This window comes from Psychrobacillus sp. NPDC093200 (genome assembly GCF_050280345.1).
Taxonomy (GTDB): Bacteria; Bacillota; Bacilli; order Bacillales_A; family Planococcaceae; genus Psychrobacillus; species Psychrobacillus faecigallinarum.
This window is the reverse complement of sequence record NZ_JBNNVC010000001.1, coordinates 1,081,697-1,100,896: the sequence shown is the minus strand read 5'-3', so window position 1 is coordinate 1,100,896 and position 19,200 is coordinate 1,081,697. Positions and strand designations below refer to the sequence as shown.

The window sequence follows — 19,200 nt, the reverse complement described above, 5'->3', positions numbered from 1 at the left end:
AAAAAGCGAGAAAGTGAACGATTTGTCATTCACTTCCTCGCATATATAGGAATTTTATTATAGTAAGTTATACAATTTGATATGCTCATATTTGTCCTGGAACCAACGAGTCGCAAACTCATTTTCAAACAGGAACACGTAATGATCATAGCGATCTTTCACAAGCATACTTCTTGGACCTGTCATGGATTCTTTTACTTCTTCCTCATTTTCAATCCATCGAGCTACCTTCGAGCCAATTGGTTCCATGCGTACATCCACATTATACTCGTTCTTCATACGATGCTCGAATACCTCAAATTGCAACTGTCCAACCGCTCCAAGAATTACTTCTTCAGTATGAAGTGTTTTGTAGTACTGAATAGCTCCTTCTTGTACAAGCTGTAAGATCCCTTTATGGAAATGCTTAGACTTCAGTACGTTTTTTGCAGTAACCTTAACGAACATTTCAGGAGTGAATTGAGGAAGCTTTTCATAATTGAATGCCTTCTTCCCTCCAACTACCGTATCTCCAATTTGATAATTTCCTACATCATAAAGACCGATAATATCGCCCGCTACTGCTGTTTCAACAGTTTCGCGGTCATCCGCTAAAAATTGAGTGGATTGAGTTACTTTAAATGTTTTACCAGTACGAGCTAAAGTAACGGTCATACCACGTTCGAATTTTCCGGAAACGATACGGACGAAAGCAATTCTATCCCGGTGAGCAGGATTCATATTCGCTTGAATTTTGAATATAAAACCAGAGAAATCTTCGTTAAGAGGATTTACTTCCTCTTCCACATCTGTCATTCGAGGTTGCGGAGTTGGGGCAAACTGAAGATAAGTTTCTAAGAAGGTTTGCACACCAAAATTTGTTAATGCACTACCAAAAAATACAGGTGTTAAATCTCCAGAAAGTACTTTATCCTTATCAAAATCATTTCCAGCCTCATTTAACAGCATAATATCTTCGATAGCTTGAGTATAATACGATGTTTCTTTCATAGAATGCTCTACTGCAAGTTCTCCCTCTTCGTCTAGCGGAAGGAATCTTTCAGCTTCATCGGTGCGGAATTGTTCAATACGACGATTAAAGCGGTCGTATATACCTAAGAACTCTTTACCCATACCAATAGGCCAATTCATTGCATAAGATTGAATTCCAAGTACCTCTTCTAGCTCTTCCATCAATTCTAAAGGTTCTTTCCCTTGGCGATCAAGCTTGTTTATAAATGTGAAGATAGGAATACCGCGCATACGACAAACCTTAAATAGTTTTAAAGTTTGCGCCTCTATCCCTTTGGCAGCATCCACAATCATTACTGCACTGTCCACGGCCATTAACGTGCGATACGTGTCTTCACTGAAATCCTGATGTCCTGGTGTATCTAGTATATTTATACGACAATCATTAAAGTCAAATTGCATAACAGATGATGTTACAGAAATCCCACGTTGTTTTTCAATTTCCATCCAGTCTGATGTTGCAAATTTCCCTGTCTTCTTCCCTTTTACTGTACCTGCATCACGAATTGCTCCTCCAAAATATAGCAGCTTCTCCGTTATAGTTGTTTTACCAGCATCGGGGTGGGAAATGATTGCAAAGGTTCTTCTTTTTAATATTTCTTCTTGTAATTTATTGTCCATATTTGTATATCTCCTTCTTATTCACTTTTTTATCATATGGATTTAACGCCAAAAATACAAGTAAAAAAAGAACTAGCAAACAATTTTACAAATTTCTCGTAAAAATGTCTACTAGTATCCATTACAATATTTCAGAATTAATATAAGAATATAGAAGTTTAGCGGTATTTTCTAATGAATCTACATGAGTTCGCTCATAAGCATGGGATGCTTCAATCCCTGGACCGAACAGTGCATGTTTGACATCAAAACCAGCTCTTATCGCTGCTGAAGCATCCGAGCCGTAATATGGATAGATGTCTAATTTGTAATCGATTCCCTCTTTTTTAGCTAGCTCTACAAGATTTCGCGTTAGTTCATAATGGTATGGACCAGAAGAATCCTTCGCACAAATTGAGACTGTATACTCATCAGAAGCCTGTCCGTCACCAATAGCTCCCATATCTACAGCAATGTATTCTACTGTCTGTTCTGGAATACTAGAATTTCCCCCAAAACCAATTTCTTCATTATTAGAAATATAAAAGTGGGTAGTATAAGGAAGAGTCCAACTGTTTTCCTTAATAGCTTTCATTAATTGAAGTAAAAGGGCTGTACTTGCTTTGTCATCTAAATGACGAGACTTGATAAAGCCAGTGTCCGTTTGCTCAAATCTAGGATCGAATGATACAAAATCCCCTACTTCTATTCCTAGCTTTCTTGTTTCGTCTGCATTTGTAACTTTTTCATCTATTCTTACCTCGATATTTTGCTCATCTCTAGCTAATGCAGTTGCGTTTTTGTATACATGGACCGTTGTTTGGTGCATAAGAATGGTTCCTCGTATTTTTTTACCTTCTGCTGTGTGAATAGTACAATACTCACCTTCTACTGCGTTCCAGTTAAAACCACCCACCATAGAAAGCTTCAATCGTCCAGAAGACTTAACTTCCTTAACCATTGCTCCTAAAGTATCTGTGTGAGCCGTCAATAAACGATGTTTTGTGTCATTATTTCCTTTGATTGTGGCGATTAATGCACCCTTGTTTGTACGTTTATAGTCAACATTAATTTCCTTTAAAAATTGCTCCATAAAATCCATGATTTCTTTTGTGTAACCAGAGGGACTTGGAATTTCTACTAATTGCTTTAATAAAGAAACTGTCTCTTGCTGTTGAAATGTAAATGACATCGTTATTCCTCCTTTAATCTTACTTAATTTTATCAAAATCTTGTATTTTCAGATACCTATAAATACGCTAATATAAGAAGTAACTGAAGGAGGTGGAAAAAATGGAATTTTTTAATACTACAAAAGACAAAAATAAGCTATTTCTCATTATTTTTTCTGTTTTTACAATATGCCATATTTTCTTTGCAGCCCTTTTACAAAACAAGGACATCTTAACTTATCTTGTCGTTTCAATTATTTATTTATTAATATTAGCTCTGTTGTATTGTGGGAACTCCGAAAATGAAATCATTCAGTATGTTATGTTCATATCCTTAAACTTGTATCTTTTAGTCGTCAATATTTACAGTGAAAACGTAGTAATGATTGCTTTTTTTATTTATCCCATTTACATAGCGGTTCTCTATTATTCTATTGGACCAAGGATATTCTTGTTCTTTCTCACATTAGCAGAAATTTTCGGGCTAATATACTTCAAGTATTCAACCTATACATACATATTTACTCTAGGTGACCTTATCGCATTTATACTGCTCCTCATGATGCTTATCTTTACTTCTATATTAAATACATACTTTGATAGAAAATATTGGAACAAAATAACTGAGTTAAATTCTTCAATGAGGCAGGAACGATATTCACGTGAAAGTTACTTACAGCTCTTTTTCGATAATGCCAAGGATAGTATAACTGTTTTCGATAAAAATAATAAAATAATTGAAGTAAATCCTGCCTTTGAAGAATTATATGGGTGGAAAAGAGAAGAGGTTATTGGACAAAGCGTAACCATTATTTCTCCCCAGTATCAACTAGACGAGGCTAGAAGACAGGAAGTATTAAACGGTGCTAGCTATCACTTTCTTGAAACAACAGATCGAAAAAAAGATGGTACTTATTTTGATGCTCAAATCACTTTTTCTCCTATATATGATTACAACAAGAAGCTTATTGCTCTCTCTATCATTAGTAGAGATGTCAGCTTTAAAAAAGAGACAGAAACCTTATTATTACAATCAGAAAAGTTGAAAATTGCTGGAGAAATGGCTGCTGGAGTAGCTCATGAAATTAGGAATCCAATTACCGTAATTTCTGGGTTTATGCAAATTATGAACGGTGATCCATCCCAACCTTATTATCGCTACACAAAAGTAATTGAAAATGAGATTGAAAGAATAAATTATATAATTAGTGAATTTCTTGTTTTAGCAAAGCCTCATGCGAAATTACCTAAAAAGTATGACCTTAAGAAATCTTTAGATGATATTCTCGTTTTGTTTCAGCCGGAGATTAACTTAAATGGTATCCTTCTTACAACTGAGCTATTAGAAGGACCTATCATTCTCTATGGAGAAGAAGGTCAGATGAAACAAGTACTCATCAACCTTGTTAAAAACGCAATTGAGGCAATTACTGACAACGGAGAAATTCATATTAGCTGCTCCATTGAACCATCAGAAATTGTAATAATTAAAATAAGAGACAATGGAGTTGGAATGGACACGCATACTGCTGGAAAGGTATTTGATCCGTTTTTTTCAACTAAAGTTAATGGAACAGGGCTTGGAATGATGATTTCTGAAAAGATTATATCTGAACACGGTGGAAATATTTTGATTGAAAGCGATAAAAATCACGGAACAACTGTGACTATCCAATTACCTTATAGTAATAATTCCTGACAATAGAGTAGCGTTGTATAACAGTGGTATTTAAACAAAGATTATTAATCATCATTTTAGACAAAATATTTCCTTGTAGTAATTGAATACTTAATAAGGCGGTCACTATAGCGGGATAAAGTAGACAGATAAGACATCACATACGACGCATTGATGGCTTATCGCCCCTCCCGAGAGCCCGCCTATTTATTTATTCTTCATCTATTTGAAGAAGAGGATAACCATAATCTCTGTACTTTCTTATTAAATCCTACCATATTTTATTTGACCATTAGATTGAAGTCGGGTACATCTCTGGCATTTAAAGGCTTTGAGTAATAAAAACCTTGAACAATCTTACATTTATGTCGTTTTAAAAACTGAATAACTTCCTCTGTCTCTACACCTTCAGCTACTACCTCTAGTCCAAGGCTAAGCCCTATTCGAATGATAGAGGAGACGATTACTTCATTTCGCCTTTCAAATATACGGTTCATAAACATACTGTCTATTTTTAATGTATGGATAGGGAGTTCACTTAAATAGCGAAAGTTAGAAAAACCTGCCCCAAAGTCATCCATTGCTATGCGAATTCCGTAGTTTTTTAATTCTGTTAGAATGCTCAATAGCTTATTTAAATTTTTCATTAAAACATTTTCCGTTATTTCTAGCTCTAAATATTGAGGTGGCAGTCCCGTTTCCAAGAGAATATCTTTAACATTGTTTACAAAATCGTTTTGCTCTAATTCGGCAGGACTTATATTCACAGACACTGTATCAAAAGCTATGCCTTTATGTAGCCATTCAGCAGCTTGTCTACATGCCTCATAGAGAACGTACCTACCTAAAGGGATGATTAACCCAGTCTCTTCAGCAAACGGGATGTAATCATTTGGAGGAATGATATTTTTACCCTTTCTATTCCATCGGATAAGAGCTTCATAACCATGAACTTCATTAGTAACTAAATTTACTTTAGGTTGGTAGACTAGGAAGAATTCATTGTTCTCTAATCCAAAACGGATATCACTCTCTAAACGAACCTTATTAATATAACCTTCTTCTAAATTTTTTTCATATAATACTGCAGTTCCTCTTCCCTGCTCTTTAGACACATTCAATGCTAAGTCAGCTGCCCTGTGTAAAGTAGCATATTCAGAGCCATGAAGAGGAAAGCAGGATAGCCCTATTGAACACGAAATGTACAATTCCATTTCATCTATATAAAAAGGCTTTTCAATTTCTTTTATCAGTTGCTGAGCATTATGTAAGTAATTTTTACAAGGGAATTCTTGATCATCCAAAAGGATTACAAATTCATCTCCACCCATACGATAGATTTGTGCTCCTTCTTTATAGAAGGATTTCATTCTTCTGGAAACCTTTTGCAATAAAATATCCCCAGTGACATGGCCTAGTGAATCGTTAATATTTTTGAAACGATCTAAGTCTATATATAGAAAACTAAAGGGCTCCTTTAGTAATATTTTTAGCTGTATATCTCTATTTAAAGCCGCCGTGTTATATGTATTGGTCAGGTGATCTTTGTATGCAAGTTCGGATAGGGTTGTTCGAGTGTTCTCAAGCTCGGTTATATCATTTCCAATACCAATCGCACCAGTTACTTTCCCATTTTGCTCAATAGGAGAAATAGTAATATGAATACATTTAGAACCAAACCATTCCTTGTAGGCAACTTCTTCTCCTAAGAAAACCTTTGTAATATTTTCATTTAATTTATCGGATACTTCCTTAGGGAAATAACTCATTGCTAACTTTAAGCTTTGAAATGGTTGTTCTCCAAACATTTCACTAGAGGGATGGATTGCCTGTATTCCTCTTTCCTTAAAATATTCCGTAGCAATTTTACCAGTTAATAAGGAAAAGTAATACTCATTATTATAATCTTTATCTACTCTAAAAATCAGATTATTTACGTGGCTTACCACGGTCTCAAAGGAATTTAGTAAACTTGCCTGCAGTCTTTGTTCCTTTTCTTTTTCAGCTGTTATGTCCGTACGAATACTTAAAAAATAAGTATCCTTGTATTCTTCGCCAATTGGAAGAATATATGTTTTAACCCAATATAACTCACCATTTTTACGTTTGTTGCATATTTCGCCTTCCCAGGTTTGACCCTGTAAAATCGTATCCCACATTTCCTTAAAAAATTGAGTGGAATGATGAGAGGATTTGATGACACGGTGAGTTTTACCTATAAGCTCTTCAGGTGAATAACCAGAAATTTCAACGAATCTGTCATTCACATATATTATTTGTCCAGCTCTGTTTGTAAGGGCTAGAATCATCGTTTCATTTACTGCATAGCTCATGAGCTTCATCTTAAAAAAAGCATCCTCAAGCATTATTTCAAGTTTATCATGTTCTTTAATAGATTCTTTACGCAATGCATTTTTTACTGTTAGCAATAAATCTTCAGACTCTGTGCCAAATATGGACTCCATTTCTTGTCCTCCATTTTATTTAATCAATAAAATACAAACCTTTGTCTACATATTAGTAAATAAGTCATTTCATGTCAATAATTTATTGATAGAATAGAATTATAACAAGTAATTTAATGGTCTAATATTAAATCTAATGAACTAAGAGTTGTGGTAAATTAATACCACAACTCTCGGATGTATCATTATTTTAATAAGCCTCTTACTAACTTAATTTTATTTTTATACGGAGGGAACGCTACGTTTAATGGGATAGCTGTACTTTTTTTCACAATTGATTTTTGATGGGTGAACATTTCAAAGCTTGATGCGCCGTGATAAGCTCCCATTCCGGAGTTTCCAACCCCACCAAAAGGTAAGTGGGCACTACCAGCATGCATAATTGTATCATTGATACAACCACCACCAAAGGAAAGCTCTTCTAGAAAATAATTTTGTGCTCCTTCATGCTCACTGAACATATAGGCTGCTAGGGGCTTTGGAAATTTTCTAATTTGGCGAATAATAGTAGGTAAATCTTTGTAACTAATCACTGGCAAGATTGGCCCAAAAATCTCTTCCTGCATAGAAGGACTAGAGAAATGTACTCCATCTAAAATGGTAGGTTCTATATATAAATCTTCCTTGTCCATTTTACCTCCAAAAACAACATGGTCTTTCTCTTGTAAAACCATTTTTTGTAATCTCCTAAAATGATTGGTATTTACTATTCGCCCATAATCAGGGCTTTTTTGAACGTTTTCACCGTAGAAATGTTGAATAGCTTCCCGTAATTTTTCAAGAAGCTTTTCTTTGACAGTTTCTTCTACGAGTAAATAATCTGGAGCAATACAGGTTTGTCCAGAGTTAACTAATTTGCCCCAAATGATTCGCTTTGCAGCCTGGTCTAAATTAGCCGTATGATCAACGATAGCTGGGCTTTTTCCACCTAACTCTAATGCAATTGGAGTCAACCTTTTAGAGGCAGCCTCCATCACTACCTTCCCAACGTTTACACTACCAGTGAAGAAGATAAAATCGAAAGGAGCATGTATCAATAAAGAGGTTTCTTCTTTTTCTCCCTCAACGACTCTAATATAATGAGGATGAAAGGCTTCAGCTATAATCTTTTTTACTATATTGGTAGTAAAAGGAGTTGTTTCAGAAGGTTTGATAACTACACAATTTCCGCCTGCTATAGCTCCAAGTAAAGGCTCCATTATTAACTGAAATGGATAGTTAAATGGAGCAATAATTAAAACTGTTCCATAAGGCTCGCTAATAATTTGGCTTTTTGATGGCATGAGCGCCAATGGTGTTTTCACCTGTTTTGGCTCCATCCATTTATCCAAATTTTTCTTCATATGAGTAATACTTTCATATATCAACCCTATTTCAGTTGTATATGCTTCAAACTCACTCTTCCTTAAATCTTTATAAAGTGCTTTAACTACTTCATTTTCATATTTTTTAATCGTTTTTTTCAAAATGTCTAATTGGTCGATTCGAAACTTTGCAGATTTAGTTATGCCTGAGTAAAAATACGCTTGGTGTTCCTCTAACATCTGATCTAGCTGCTGTGATGTAAAATTCACATTATCATCTCCTCATCAACTTTTAATTGCACTATGTTTGGTGAACAAATAAACCTTTGACTACTTTTTGTTATCATATATAGTCTACTCTCTAAAGCATACTATTATTTTTCAGTTGACGAAAGAATTTGTATTTTTATCCTTGTACATTAAATAACTTTAAAATGGCATACTACTTTCATAAGGGAGATTTGAAACCATTCAATAAGTCCCTCTATGTACTCCATCCCTTATGAAAAAAGTCATGTTTTTGAAATAATTGTTTGGTTATGAATCATATTGGGGTATATGAAAGTCAAATGATAAAATTAATAAGTTTTTTGGAAAAGGAGAGGAAATATAATGACTGAAACTCAAACTTGGTGGGAGCCTATTTTTCAAGGTCCGAAGTCTATCGGATTAAATAAGGAACGTTTACTAAATGAATTAGAAGAGGAGACTTTCTTATATTTCCAGCAAGATGACTCAGCTTTAATGGAAACTGCTACAATGGAATAGATTATAATCCATAAATTCATCTTTCCTCTTACTAGGATGGCTGACTATTATGGAATACTTAGCTTGAGTAATCTACATTAGCTTGTTGGATTTGACTTAAGCAATTGCGCTTTTCAAATTAAATAAATCATTATCAATATTTTATCGAAGAGGAGATTCTGTTTAGATTCTCCTCTTTTCATATGTCTTCATATTGTGAGCCGTGTGCTTTTCTCCATAACAATCTATGTATTGAACACACTCAACTATATTTGAAGGACTGTAGTGAATAGTAAGCTCTTCATCCACAAATTCAGTCTTAAAAGTAATACTCAACAAATCCTGCTTCACGGGTATTAGTTTATATTTGTATAGCGCATTAAACATTTTTGAAACAGTTAAGAAAATACTGTTATTTTCTTGAGATATTGATATGGATTGAGTGGGTCGATCTATAACTTGATATTTCCCGATTATACAAAGTCTTTTATGTGAATCGTCCACTCCAATTGCATCTATAGATGCTGGCAGAGACACACTTCCACCAAACATTACTTCAGATATCTCTTCAGTTAGTTTAATTACGGGTGTTATACTCAAATTACTTAAATAGATTACCGTTATATTCTCCTCAGAAAATCGAAGAAAATTACTACATAAACCACTAATATCTCCATAATGATGCGAACATTTTTTGTTAAATTTATTTGAAATTACCCAACCAGAAGCATAATTACTTCTATTTACTTCAAACATTTTTTTCGTTAACACTTCGTCTAATATAGTAAAGGAGCTTAACGCCTTGTCCCAAATGAAAAGGTCTTCGACTGTTGAATAGAGACCATAAGCACCAAGAGGAAAAGACATATCCGAATATTCTGCTCGGATAACTTTCTCCCAAACCGAATACCCTGTCGCCATATCAGCTATTACTTTCCTGCCATCATCACAGCCAGTATTAACCATCCCTAACGGATTAAAAATATAATCGCTCAAATATTTTGCATAAGGGATATTTGAGACCTGCTCAATTATTGCCGTTAAGATAGAGTAGCCTGAATTAGAGTATTCAAATTCGCTACCTGGTTTAAAATGTAGTGGCTTATCTTTAAAGGCGTCAATTAGTTGGGCTAGAGTTAGAGGCAATCTCATATTCCTAGACCAAAAATCTGAGTCTGCTGTAAAATTGGGAATCCCCGAGGTATTTGTTAAACAGTGATAAATGGTGATTTCCCCTCCATTAGGATAATTCACTAAATATTTTCCTATAGCGTCATTTATATTTAAGTTACCATTTTTATGTAACTGATAAATTGCAAAAGAAGTGAAAGCTTTGGACAGGGATCCTATACGAAATTTAGTATGAGAAAAATTAGGAATTTTATGTTCCCAGTTCGCAAATCCATATCCTTTATTCACTATAATTCGATCACTTGACGCTACAAGAATTGTTCCATTTATATACCCATTTTTATCGTAAGCGTCTAAAAGCCGTTTTACTTTCTCATCAATCCCCATACTTCTTCCACCTCAAAAATTCATTTTATTCTGTTTTTATTACTGTAGCATAGAATGAACATGCTGATTTCAATATTCGGCTTAGACTTTGGCATGAAGTATGCGATAGTGTAAGCATTGCTCAAAGCAAATCACGCGTGTATATATGTACGATTAGCTAGATGAGTATGGTTAGTAACTTATTTTTAATACTTTCTAGTCTAAAAAAAAACAGCCACGAGTGGCTGCTCTCTTTTTAAGTAGTCGCTCCCTTGATATTAGTTTCCGGTGCTGTTTCTTCTGGAGCTATATCCTCGAAGGTTTCGTCAGCCTCTTGCAAGTCTCTTGTTCGATGAGCAAGTCTAGATGCAGCACTTGCCGCTATACTTGCAACCAAGTCATCTAGAAAGGTATGAATGCTACCTCCTGCCTTTGTATCAAGCTTAGATATTATACCAATCTTATTTTTGTCTAGATGTCCAAACGTGGTGACGGCTATACTTCCGTATGTAAATACAGCGCCTAACGCAATTGTTTCATCTACGCCAAATAATCCTTCATCTGCTTCTACAATCTGTTGTAGTGGAGCTGATAACATTTTTTTCTCTGCAAGTTCGTCTAATTCAATTCCTACAAGAATTGCATGTTGCATTTCTCTTTTTTTCATGACACTCTTGATCGACTCAATACAGTGTTCAATTGTTAGTCCTTTGTTATATGGAAATTGCATTTCATACACTATTTTAGCAATCTCTTCGATTGTAACTCCTCTACGCTTTAACGCATCCACCGTTGCTTGCTCTACTGTGCGGGAATGCACTCTAGATGTTTGATTATCCAAAAAATAACCTCCTTTTTCTATTTTGAGTCTGTAAAAAGAATACCTATAAGCTGCTCTCATTATACCTCTTTCCCAGTATATGTTACAATTTCTATATAACATGACAACGAGGTGTAAGAATGAACAAAGGGACTTTACAAGATACAACTATATACAGCAAAGCTTTGGATGAAGAAGTACAGTTATTAATTTATTTGCCGCCAAATTACTCTCCATTATATAAATATTCAGTCCTTATAGCATCTGACGGTAAAGATTATTTTCAATTAGGAAGAATTTCTCGTGTAGCAGATGAATTGTATGATAATCAAGAAATAGAAAATCTAATAATTGTCGGTGTTCCTTATAAAAGTGTCAAAGAACGTAGAAGCATGTATCACCCAGATGGAGAAAAACAGCTAGCATATTCACGTTTTATAGCACAAGAGCTAGTTCCTTATATAGATGAAAATTATCCGACTTATCAAATTGGAATGGGAAGAGCTTTGATAGGGGATTCCTTAGCTGGCACAATTTCCTTACTTACAGCCCTTAGGTATCCAAATACTTTTGGGAAAGTTATAATGCATTCCCCTCTCATCAATGAGGACATATTAGAAATGGTTGAAAATCATAAAGAAGTACATGCATTTTCTCTATACCAGGTGGTTGGTAACCAAGAGACTGCTGTTAAAACGGGAGATGGTTTAGAAACTGATTTCCTTACACCAAACAGAAAATTGCATAATTTACTCCTAAATAAAGGGTTTTCTACTTTTTATGACGAATTAGAAGGAGACCATACTTGGAAGCTATGGCAACCAGACATTAAAAGATCACTGCAAAACAATTTCAGTCTTTAAGATGTTTTTGGTATAATAGAAATATATTGTAAGATAATTTTAAGGAGGTCATGATTATGAAATACGGTATTGTTGCTTTTCCATCAAAAAAGGTGCAAGATTTTGCGAACTCTTATAGAAAGCGTTATGATCCCCATTATGCTCTTATTACTCCTCATATGACTTTAAAGGGAGTTTTTGAAGCAGATGAAGCCCAAATTAAAACAATAGCTAACCAAATTAATGAAATAGCTAAGACCCATAAGCCCTTTATAATGAAAACAACAAAAGTAAGTTCTTTTGCTCCTGTAACAAATGCTATCTACTTCAATATTCAATCTACACAAGAGCTTGAAAAATTACATGAGGATCTGAATTCAATTGAGTATCATGATGATGAAACCTATTCATTTGTACCTCATATTACTATTGCACAAAAACTTAGTGCAAGTGAGCATGACGATATATTGCCACAATTAAAAATGATTGGAGCAGAATTCGAGGAAGAGATAGATCGAATTCATCTGTTGTATCAGCTAGAAGACGGTTCCTGGACCGTATATGAAACATTTAGATTGTCTGGAGCTGAGTAACCTTTGGTATTTGCAAAGATTGTTGAAACTGAGAAAGAGTACGATGATGCAATATATATAAGAAGAAAAGTATTTGTAGAGGAACAAGACGTTCCTCTGCATTTAGAGTTAGACGAATACGACATGAAAGCAACACATTTTGTTGCTTATGACGGAGATACTCCTTTTGGAGCTGGTCGGATTCGCATTGCTGAGCCCACTATTGGTAAAGTAGAACGCGTATGTATCTTACCTGAATATAGAGGGAAAAAACTAGGTAATTTGATGATGGAATGTATGGAAGATTACGCAAAGGATCATCAATTTAAAAAACTAAAGTTAAACGCTCAGAGTCACGCAATACCCTTTTATGAAAAAAGAGATTATGTCATCACGTCTCCTGAATTTTTGGAAGCTGGTATCCCTCATAGAGCGATGGAAAAAGAATTATAAAGAGTAAAACCCGCTAACTATAGGTTAGCGGGTTTTACTCTTTGCTTAAATATAGGTATTCACATAGTTACCTTTACCTGATATTTCTGCAATGATAGGTGATAAATTAACGGGATTTGGTTGGATAAAGCCTTTAGATAATGGCAAGCTAGAAAGTTCTTTATTACCCGATAACTGCTTTTCTTCTTGTTGTTCTATTCCTTCTTTTTGTTGAAGGTCAGCTAAGTGATCATCGAAAATCGATTTCATTTTAACATTTTGAACATTATTGATTTGAGCAAAATTATATTCTTCCATTTGCATACGATTCGCATAAATTTGCGACTGCAAAGGTTGAACTGGAATAATATACCCCATTCTTATCCACCTCCATTATAAAACTATATGCTCTTTACCCTTGTTTAATTTACCTTAAACCTATTTTTTAAATATTACAGCATTTTTTCAATATCGGTTAAACTGATTGAACTTCCTTTTTGGAGGATTGAGTTCGTCAGTTGATCTTCTAATTCTTTAGAAACAGGTTTGTTGGCAAGCCTGCCTACTTTTCTTACGATTTTACGAACTTGATGTTCATTGGTAAAATCAGCATTTGAAATTGCGTTAGCTAGTGTGAAAAGCTCATCCATTGATACACCGGTTTTATTCTCAATCGCTCTGAAAAAAGAATTTTGCATGTAATTTCCCCCTCGCATTATTTATAATCAGGTTTAAGGGAGAAAGCTAGCTCCGACAATGATCAATAAAATGAATAAAACAACGATTAATACAAATGTTGAGCCTGCACCTTTATTTCCACCGTAGCCACCCTCATATCCGTAGCCTCCGCCGTAACCGTAACATCCTCCATCACAATAACCGTACATATCCTTTCCCCCCTTCCTTTCAACTTATAGTATGCAAGGGGGGCGCAAGAAATAGGGCATTTTGCTTAATAGGTTGTTTTTCGTTTTTGGAATATAAAAGCACCAATTATTCCGAATAATATAGCTGCACTGATACCGGAACTCGTTACCTCAAACATTCCAGTTATTACTCCAACTAAGCCATGTTTTTCAGCTTCTGCGAGTGCACCATGGGTTAATGAGTTCCCAAAGGAAGTGATCGGAATTGTTGCCCCCGCTCCTGCAAAATCAATAAGGGGCTCATATAAACCAAAACCATCTAAAATTGCCCCTGCTACCACCATACCGCTTAATGTATGAGCTGGTGTTAGTTTACAAACATCCATTAGAATTTGTCCAATTACACAAATTAAACCTCCGACGATAAAAGCTGTAATTAATGATGAAATCATATTATCCCTTCTTCTCCATTCGACATTCAATAGCATGTGCTATGCATGGGATGGTTTCTCCCTGTTGATAAGTTAATGGAGAAAGCAATGCACCTGTAGCTATTAGTAAAACCCGTTTAAATGTACCTTTTTTGAGTTGACTGTATATATGACTAAAAAATACTGAAGCAGAACAGCCAGGACCACTCGCACCGGCATTAAAGAATTGGTCATCTCCATAATATTGAGCTCCAGCATCCTGCAAAATTACTCCGCTATTTTCATCCTGAAACATCTCTTTTAATATAGAAAGTCCTATCTTTCCTAAGTCACCTGTCATTATCAAATCATAATCTGACATTTTACTGTTTGTGTTTTTTAAGTGACGTTCGATTGTATCTCTAGCAGCTGGGGCCATAGCAGCTCCCATATGGAGAGGATTCGATTGCTTTCCATCCACTACTCTTCCCATCGTCGCATGAGAAATATAGGGTGCATTTTTAGCATTGCTCTGTAAAAGAGCAAAAGCAGCAGCCGTTACTGTCCATTGTGCAGTCTTAGGCTTTTGCGCCCCATACTCCAAAGGATATCTGAACTGTCTTTCCACAGTGGGATGATGACTTGAAGCACCAGCAAGGATACTTTTCGAATTTCCCGTTTCTAACAGGAGGCAGCCAATGATAGTTGCTTCCATAGAACTTGCACAAGCAGAAAATACGCCAAAGTAAGGAATTGCAAGCTTTCTTGCTGCAAAGCTGGAAGGCGACATTTGATTGACTAGGTCTCCTCCAATAAACAAATCAATATTATCCATCTTTTCATGAACCTTACTAACAGCAATTGAGCAAGCCTTTTCTATAAATCGACTAGCGGCCTGTTCATAAGTTTCGTTTTTTTCCTTTTCTGTCGTTAATATTTCATCAAAAGACTCCGCAAATGGGCTCACTTTTTCCACAGGTCCAACAACAACGCCTGCACTTGCGATGCTCGGCCTTTGTGTAAATGAAATAGTTCCACCGGTATTTACCATGAGACCACTCCCAATTTGACGAGAATTGTTTTAACTAGAGCCACAAAAAATGCAGAAAGCACGCCAAATACGATAACTGATCCTGCAAGCTTAAACATGTTACCACCGACCCCTAATACATAACCCTCTGTTTTATGTTCTATGGAAGCGGAGATAACTGCATTACCAAATCCGGTAACGGGCACCGCAGATCCCGCTCCTCCAAACTGGGAAATTTTTTTATATAAGCCTGTCCCTGTTAAAATCATAGCTATGAATATCATAGTTGCAACAGTAGGATTCCCTGCTGTTTTTTCAGTAAAAGGAAAAAAGCGCATATAGAAGAATGTTATTAATTGACCTACTGTACAAAATATTCCACCTACTATAAAAGCTTTTAAACAATTCATAAACACCGGGGCTTTGGGAGTCTGCTTATCAACAACTTTTTGAAATTGTTTTTGATCCATTAGGTCTCTTCCTTCGATAGGGTTTTAATTTCTTCGATAGCTTTTTTCAATTTTTCATTTTTCTTTTCTTTATTCATGACTTTTTCAATTTCCCATTTGATTTTGATATCCCCTGTCACTATAACCTCTTTATCCGGGAACTCTTTTTCAATTTCTTTTTTTACTTCATCTTCGATTTTCACTTTTTGAAATCGTTTTAATCTTGCTATATCAATCGCTACCAGAACATCATTGTTATCCATTACACTTTTATATCCAACAATTTTATCCTGCTCTTTAAGGAGCTCTTCAAGTTTGGAAGTATCTCCATCAGAATACACCTTATACTCTGGGCCTGAACAAGCAGCCATTAAGAATAATAACAGGAGAACACACACTATTTTTTTCATAGGTTCTTTGCTCCTTTTTTAGTTAGTATGTACGCGCAAAATTGAATTATGCAATTCTATCTGAGCTATTTGCCCCTATCCAAAACTGTACCCCTACATAAATTACTTAAGAAGAGACAAAGGAGGTGAATATTTATGGGTTGTGGAAATAATGAACACGTTTCTGGTCACCATGATAAAAATCAACGTTGCGTATGTGACGTAGTTCGAGCTATTAAAGATATACAAGATCAAGCAGAAAATAATTGCGGTCCGTGTCCAACTAGTTGCTTTTTAGAGCCACTTGGAGGACTTGTAAGTCCATCAAGAAATAATGCAGATACACGTGTTTTCATGTTATTGACAAAAGATGGAGATCCCTTCAAAGCTTTTTTCCGTGATTTAACACCTAGACCACATGATAATGATTGCGTATCAGTATTTTTCCGTGTAGAAGATATCTTTGATAACTGTTGTGCTACATTAAGAGTTTTAGAACCACTTGACGCTCAACGACACGGAGTAAATTTATTAAACGGTGATGGTACTAAAATTGATTTCAAACAAATTTGTAAGGTACGTAATTTCGATTTAACTGGTAGCTGTGTAACCGTAGATTTAAACTGTTTCTGTGGTATTGAATGCGTAGCGGATGTATTTTTAGATGTATGTGACTAATCGTTTCAATAATGTAGTGTCTATTCCGTTCGGGCTAACCACCGAACGGTTTTTAATCATTGTTTTTTTAAAGCATTAGCTTTACTTGTACTACCTTCTTTTGATCTTATTTGGATTTTTTTGTAAATGATTAGCAATTATTGAATAGATAAAAGACACGTACCCTTAGGGACGTGTCTTTTATCTACTGCTTTTCTCGTAAAAAAGCTAATCATATATTAACCATCATTTATTTTATTATACTTCCTCGCCAAGTAATTTTTATAACTTGCTCAATTGGATAGACAGCATTTTCTCCTGAGTTTAATTTAATTGTAACGCTTTTTCCGTTCACTTCCTCAACTTCTCCTTGCAGTATTCCCCCACCTTTTAAATGAAAGTTTAACGGGCGGTATACTTGGCGTTGAAATGGCTTTGCTAAAAAATATAATTTATCTAAAATAGCTGAAGTTGTGCCGGACATTTCTCTGTTTTTTTCATAAATCGAAGTACTTTCTTCCTCTCCATCTTCTACTAGCTTTTCGAATTCTATAACTTCTTTAAATTCGGGAGGAAGATGAAAAACCGGTGGCCCTTGTATAAAAAGTAAAGGATCATTTAATGAGCTCATTGACACATCCTTTTTCCTTTACCTTATGCAAAAAACATTGAATTGGTTAATTTATAAAGAAGAGATGAACAATGTCGCTAAGCCCAGATAGATTAAAATACTAATTAAATCATTGATGGTCGTTATGAATGGTCCAGATGCTACAGCTGGATCGATTTTCATGCGATGGATGAGTAAAGGAATAAATGATCCTCCAAGTGTAGCAAAAAATATTGATCCAAATATTGCAGCTCCAACGAGCATCCCGATTAAAAGATCATGTTTCCAAAAGTAAATAACTCCTATCACAAGTAGTCCGCAGATTAATCCTGTTATTAAGCCTGTACCAGCTTCACGAAATAATAGTTTAGTTTTACTTTGCTCCTCGATATCGCCTGTTGCGATCCCGCGTACAGCAACGGCTAGCGCCTGTGTCCCACTATTACCGGCCATACCCGCAATTAGAGGGATAAACACCGCAAGAAGTGCAACCTTGTCTAATGTTTGCTCAAAAATACTCATCAGATTTGCCGTCATCATCCCCAAGAATAGAAGAATGATTAGCCATGGAAGTCTCTTTCTTGCAGCCGAAAATGGACCCTTATCAAATGTATCCATATCAGATACTGCGGCAAGTTTGGAATAATCATCTGACGCTTCTTCATCTAATACGTCGATAATATCATCTACTGTTACAATTCCAAGTAAATGGTTCTCAAAATCTAGAACAGGGACAGCTAAAAAGTCATAATCCTTAATCATTTTAGCGACTTCTTCTTGATCTTCGTTTACTAGAACACTTACAACACGCTCATTCATAATATCTTTTATCAAAGTATCTTCATCTGCTACGATAAGGTCTCTCAATGATATGACCCCTGCAAGCCTATGTGATTCATCTACAACGAATAAATAATAAATCGTTTCGGCATCAGGAGCTGCATTTCTTAATATTGTCATGGCAGAACGACAAGTGGAGTTTTCTGGAATAGCGACATATTCAGTTGTCATTATAGATCCAGCTGTATATTCTTCATAATCTAACAGGTCCTTGATTTCCTGTGCAGATTCTTTGTCCATAATATTTAAATAACTTGCTACTTGTGCATCCTCTAGTTCGTTTAGTACGTCTACTGCATTATCAGCATACATGAACGAAAGCATATCGGCTGCATACGTTGTGTCCATTTCTTTTAAGTAAAATTCATACAGTTCTTCATCAAACTTAGTTGCCTCAAAAAGCTCTGCCATCTCTTTCGGAGAAAGATAATGAAAGATTTTCTGTCGTAATTCTGGCTCTACCTTCTCAAAAAATATTGACTGATCGTAAGGATGAAGTTCCATAAAAATCTCTCTAAAATCATCCATTGAATCTGTAAGCAAAAAATGAATTAAATTTGATTCCTCAAGTTCCAATAGATCCACTTTTTCCTCTTTCATATCTTTCCCTCCTTCCGGCATATAACCTTTACTATTGTATGACCACTGTTTTTAATAAGCAATAGCTTTCTTAAAATGGCAACAAAAGTTACATCAATATATTATTCCCTGGGAAATTTTTTTGAAACTATATGGAAATAATGAACCTCAAAAATGTTTAGGAAAATTATTCAAAAATAATCAAGGGTAGTGATCATTGTCACTCCCCT

General features: G+C 35.2%; 21 protein-coding genes. 6 read left to right on the top strand and 15 right to left on the bottom strand.

All coding sequences use genetic code 11. From position 1 onward, the window contains the following. Positions 1 to 57: 57 nt before the first annotated feature. Together ACQKNZ_RS05340 and ACQKNZ_RS05335 are read right to left on the bottom strand one after the other, a co-directional pair. The gene (locus tag ACQKNZ_RS05340) at positions 58 to 1,632 is read right to left on the bottom strand and encodes a peptide chain release factor 3 (protein ID WP_154311239.1); all 1,575 of its coding nucleotides are present in this window, start codon (positions 1,630 to 1,632) and stop codon (positions 58 to 60) included. Between the two features lie 121 nt (positions 1,633 to 1,753). Beyond that, positions 1,754 to 2,803 carry a M42 family metallopeptidase gene (locus ACQKNZ_RS05335; RefSeq protein WP_144537782.1) on the bottom strand — a complete coding sequence of 350 codons (1,050 nt, stop codon included), beginning with the start codon at positions 2,801 to 2,803 and terminating at the stop codon, positions 1,754 to 1,756. 101 nt (positions 2,804 to 2,904) lie between these two features. Here ACQKNZ_RS05335 and ACQKNZ_RS05330 point away from each other — a divergent pair, with 101 nt between their 5' ends. Then, entirely contained in the window at positions 2,905 to 4,482 is a 1,578-nt protein-coding gene (locus ACQKNZ_RS05330; RefSeq protein ID WP_144537780.1) for an ATP-binding protein, read from the top strand. Between the two features lie 260 nt (positions 4,483 to 4,742). Here the strand turns inward: ACQKNZ_RS05330 and ACQKNZ_RS05325 are convergent, their stop codons facing one another. Together ACQKNZ_RS05325 and ACQKNZ_RS05320 are read right to left on the bottom strand one after the other, a co-directional pair. Further along, positions 4,743 to 6,926, bottom strand: coding sequence for an EAL domain-containing protein (locus ACQKNZ_RS05325; protein WP_144537778.1), 2,184 nt, complete (start codon positions 6,924 to 6,926; stop codon positions 4,743 to 4,745). A 185-nt stretch (positions 6,927 to 7,111) separates the two neighbouring features. Next, a complete protein-coding gene (locus ACQKNZ_RS05320; RefSeq protein ID WP_427658479.1) occupies positions 7,112 to 8,500 on the bottom strand; it encodes an aldehyde dehydrogenase in 1,389 nt (462 codons plus the stop codon). A 342-nt stretch (positions 8,501 to 8,842) separates the two neighbouring features. Here ACQKNZ_RS05320 and ACQKNZ_RS05315 point away from each other — a divergent pair, with 342 nt between their 5' ends. Then, entirely contained in the window at positions 8,843 to 8,998 is a 156-nt protein-coding gene (locus tag ACQKNZ_RS05315; RefSeq protein WP_186318116.1) for a hypothetical protein, read from the top strand. Positions 8,999 to 9,160: 162 nt separating this feature from the next. Here ACQKNZ_RS05315 and ACQKNZ_RS05310 read toward each other — a convergent pair whose 3' ends face one another. Next, entirely contained in the window at positions 9,161 to 10,495 is a 1,335-nt protein-coding gene (locus ACQKNZ_RS05310) for a serine hydrolase domain-containing protein (protein ID WP_427658477.1), read from the bottom strand. Between the two features lie 235 nt (positions 10,496 to 10,730). Beyond that, positions 10,731 to 11,315: a phosphatidylglycerophosphatase A family protein gene (locus tag ACQKNZ_RS05305; RefSeq protein ID WP_144537772.1), complete on the bottom strand. Its 585-nt coding sequence runs from the start codon at positions 11,313 to 11,315 to the stop codon at positions 10,731 to 10,733. Between the two features lie 119 nt (positions 11,316 to 11,434). Here ACQKNZ_RS05305 and ACQKNZ_RS05300 point away from each other — a divergent pair, with 119 nt between their 5' ends. From ACQKNZ_RS05300 to ACQKNZ_RS05290, 3 genes are read left to right on the top strand one after another with little or no spacing between them, the layout of a single operon-like run. Then, entirely contained in the window at positions 11,435 to 12,157 is a 723-nt protein-coding gene (locus tag ACQKNZ_RS05300; protein WP_427658474.1) for an alpha/beta hydrolase, read from the top strand. Between the two features lie 56 nt (positions 12,158 to 12,213). Further along, the gene (locus ACQKNZ_RS05295) at positions 12,214 to 12,729 is read left to right on the top strand and encodes a YjcG family protein (protein ID WP_144537768.1); all 516 of its coding nucleotides are present in this window, start codon (positions 12,214 to 12,216) and stop codon (positions 12,727 to 12,729) included. A gap of 3 nt (positions 12,730 to 12,732) precedes the next feature. After that, positions 12,733 to 13,161: a GNAT family N-acetyltransferase gene (locus ACQKNZ_RS05290; RefSeq protein ID WP_144537766.1), complete on the top strand. Its 429-nt coding sequence runs from the start codon at positions 12,733 to 12,735 to the stop codon at positions 13,159 to 13,161. Positions 13,162 to 13,206: 45 nt separating this feature from the next. Here ACQKNZ_RS05290 and ACQKNZ_RS05285 read toward each other — a convergent pair whose 3' ends face one another. The 7 genes from ACQKNZ_RS05285 to ACQKNZ_RS05255 all read right to left on the bottom strand — a co-directional run bounded on the left by ACQKNZ_RS05285 (position 13,207) and on the right by ACQKNZ_RS05255 (position 16,305). Continuing rightward, complete coding sequence (locus ACQKNZ_RS05285) at positions 13,207 to 13,518, bottom strand: hypothetical protein (protein WP_144537764.1); 312 nt, start codon at positions 13,516 to 13,518, stop codon at positions 13,207 to 13,209. Between the two features lie 74 nt (positions 13,519 to 13,592). Next, positions 13,593 to 13,838, bottom strand: a complete 246-nt coding sequence (locus tag ACQKNZ_RS05280) for a stage VI sporulation protein F (protein WP_144537763.1) — start codon at positions 13,836 to 13,838, stop codon at positions 13,593 to 13,595. Positions 13,839 to 13,871: 33 nt separating this feature from the next. After that, positions 13,872 to 14,027 (bottom strand): YjcZ family sporulation protein, encoded by a 156-nt coding sequence (locus tag ACQKNZ_RS05275; RefSeq protein ID WP_144537761.1) that lies wholly within the window; start codon positions 14,025 to 14,027, stop codon positions 13,872 to 13,874. Between the two features lie 65 nt (positions 14,028 to 14,092). Continuing rightward, positions 14,093 to 14,458 carry a stage V sporulation protein AE gene (spoVAE, locus tag ACQKNZ_RS05270; RefSeq protein ID WP_144537758.1) on the bottom strand — a complete coding sequence of 122 codons (366 nt, stop codon included), beginning with the start codon at positions 14,456 to 14,458 and terminating at the stop codon, positions 14,093 to 14,095. Position 14,459: 1 nt separating this feature from the next. Next, positions 14,460 to 15,467, bottom strand: a complete 1,008-nt coding sequence (locus ACQKNZ_RS05265) for a stage V sporulation protein AD (RefSeq protein ID WP_154311246.1) — start codon at positions 15,465 to 15,467, stop codon at positions 14,460 to 14,462. Continuing rightward, a complete protein-coding gene (gene spoVAC, locus ACQKNZ_RS05260; RefSeq protein ID WP_144537755.1) occupies positions 15,461 to 15,916 on the bottom strand; it encodes a stage V sporulation protein AC in 456 nt (151 codons plus the stop codon). The genes ACQKNZ_RS05265 and spoVAC overlap by 7 nt, the downstream gene beginning before the upstream one ends. Then, the gene (locus ACQKNZ_RS05255; RefSeq protein WP_427658470.1) at positions 15,916 to 16,305 is read right to left on the bottom strand and encodes a hypothetical protein; all 390 of its coding nucleotides are present in this window, start codon (positions 16,303 to 16,305) and stop codon (positions 15,916 to 15,918) included. Before ACQKNZ_RS05255 ends, spoVAC begins: the two co-directional genes overlap by 1 nt. Positions 16,306 to 16,440: 135 nt before the next feature. On the opposite strand from ACQKNZ_RS05255, the gene ACQKNZ_RS05250 reads away from it, so the two are divergent. Then, complete coding sequence (locus ACQKNZ_RS05250) at positions 16,441 to 16,962, top strand: CotY/CotZ family spore coat protein (RefSeq protein WP_144537751.1); 522 nt, start codon at positions 16,441 to 16,443, stop codon at positions 16,960 to 16,962. Positions 16,963 to 17,191: 229 nt separating this feature from the next. Here the strand turns inward: ACQKNZ_RS05250 and ACQKNZ_RS05245 are convergent, their stop codons facing one another. Then, complete coding sequence (locus tag ACQKNZ_RS05245; RefSeq protein WP_427658468.1) at positions 17,192 to 17,572, bottom strand: hypothetical protein; 381 nt, start codon at positions 17,570 to 17,572, stop codon at positions 17,192 to 17,194. Positions 17,573 to 17,623: 51 nt separating this feature from the next. Then, positions 17,624 to 18,991 (bottom strand): magnesium transporter, encoded by a 1,368-nt coding sequence (gene mgtE, locus ACQKNZ_RS05240; protein ID WP_144537748.1) that lies wholly within the window; start codon positions 18,989 to 18,991, stop codon positions 17,624 to 17,626. Positions 18,992 to 19,200: the final 209 nt, after the last annotated feature.